2 protein-coding genes are annotated in these 1,007 nt (G+C 67.3%); one reads left to right on the top strand and one right to left on the bottom strand.

Translation table 11 applies throughout. The annotated features are described in order from the left end of the window. Positions 1 to 76: 76 nt before the first annotated feature. Positions 77 to 538, bottom strand: coding sequence for a DUF4126 domain-containing protein (locus tag FJ980_RS34475; protein WP_140547770.1), 462 nt, complete (start codon positions 536 to 538; stop codon positions 77 to 79). A gap of 133 nt (positions 539 to 671) precedes the next feature. On the opposite strand from FJ980_RS34475, the gene FJ980_RS34470 reads away from it, so the two are divergent. Continuing rightward, the coding region (locus tag FJ980_RS34470; protein ID WP_281406374.1) for a maltose acetyltransferase domain-containing protein at positions 672 to 1,007 on the top strand (336 nt) is incomplete at its 3' end.

Raw genomic sequence — 1,007 nt, 5'->3', positions numbered from 1 at the left:
GCCGGCTGACCGCGGCCGGCCAGCGGAGGGCCGGCCTGGCCGGCACCGATGACGATGGCATCGAAGGTTTTCGCCGTCATGCCACCGCCGCCAGGATCAAGAGGCCGCCAACGATCGCGACCGCGTCCTCGATGAAGGCCGCGGGCTGGTCCTTGCCGAAGGCGGCCGCCAGCCGGCCGCGCGCCTCCGCGCCGCCGAGCGTGCCGATAACGGCCCCTATGGCGCCGGCGATCAGGCAGACGATGGTGGCGCCGCCAGTGGCGCCGATCACGGCGCCGCTGAAGGCACCGAGCAGGATACGGGCGCCGAATTGCTGCGGCACCTTGCGGCTCGGCGTCGACGGCAACTGGTCGGTGACCAGCTCGACGATAGCCAGAATAGTGAAAATGCCGCCAGCGGCCCAGTGGCTCATGAAGCGTGCCCAGGTGCCGGCAACCGGCAGCCCGCCGAGCCAGGCGCCCCAGGCGACGGCGGCCGGCGCGGTCATGGCGCGTAGGCCGGCAATGACCCCGATCAGAAGTGCAAGAATGTAAAGCATGTTCATCCCCCTCGATCCCGGGCCGGGACAGCCCTGAAAAGGCAGGCTACCATAGGTCCGGTATTTGGCCAGTACTTGCATAGGCGCTCTCTTACGCCGCAACGGTGCGTGGCAATGATGACGGAGGCACCGCATGGCTGAGAGCGAACGCGCAAAAATGGCGGCGGGCGAGTGGTATACGTGCATGGATGACGAACTGGAGGCGCTGCGTGGCGTGGCTGCGGGCGCCGTATTCGAGCACAATTCGCTTGCGCCCCGTCAGCGCGGCAACATCGGGCCTGCCTTGCGGGATCTGCTCGGCGGCGCGGGCGAGGGCGCCCGCATCGAGGCGCCGGTCCACTGTGCCTATGGCTTCAACATCTTTCTCGGGGACGGCGTCTTTCTCAATGCCGGCTGCATCATTCTCGACACGGCAAGCGTGCGCATCGGCAAGGGAACGCTGCTCTTCCCCAATGTGCAGATCTATTGC

Source organism: Mesorhizobium sp. B1-1-5, from assembly GCF_006443065.1.
Lineage (GTDB): Bacteria > Pseudomonadota > Alphaproteobacteria > Rhizobiales > Rhizobiaceae > Mesorhizobium.
This window is presented reverse-complemented; position numbering and strand designations above follow the sequence as displayed.

What these genes read in the sequence shown, in the direction of transcription:
- FJ980_RS34475 (WP_140547770.1), bottom strand. Translation starts at nt 538, where the DNA reads ATGCTTTACATTCTTGCACTTCTGATCGGGGTCATTGCCGGCCTACGC.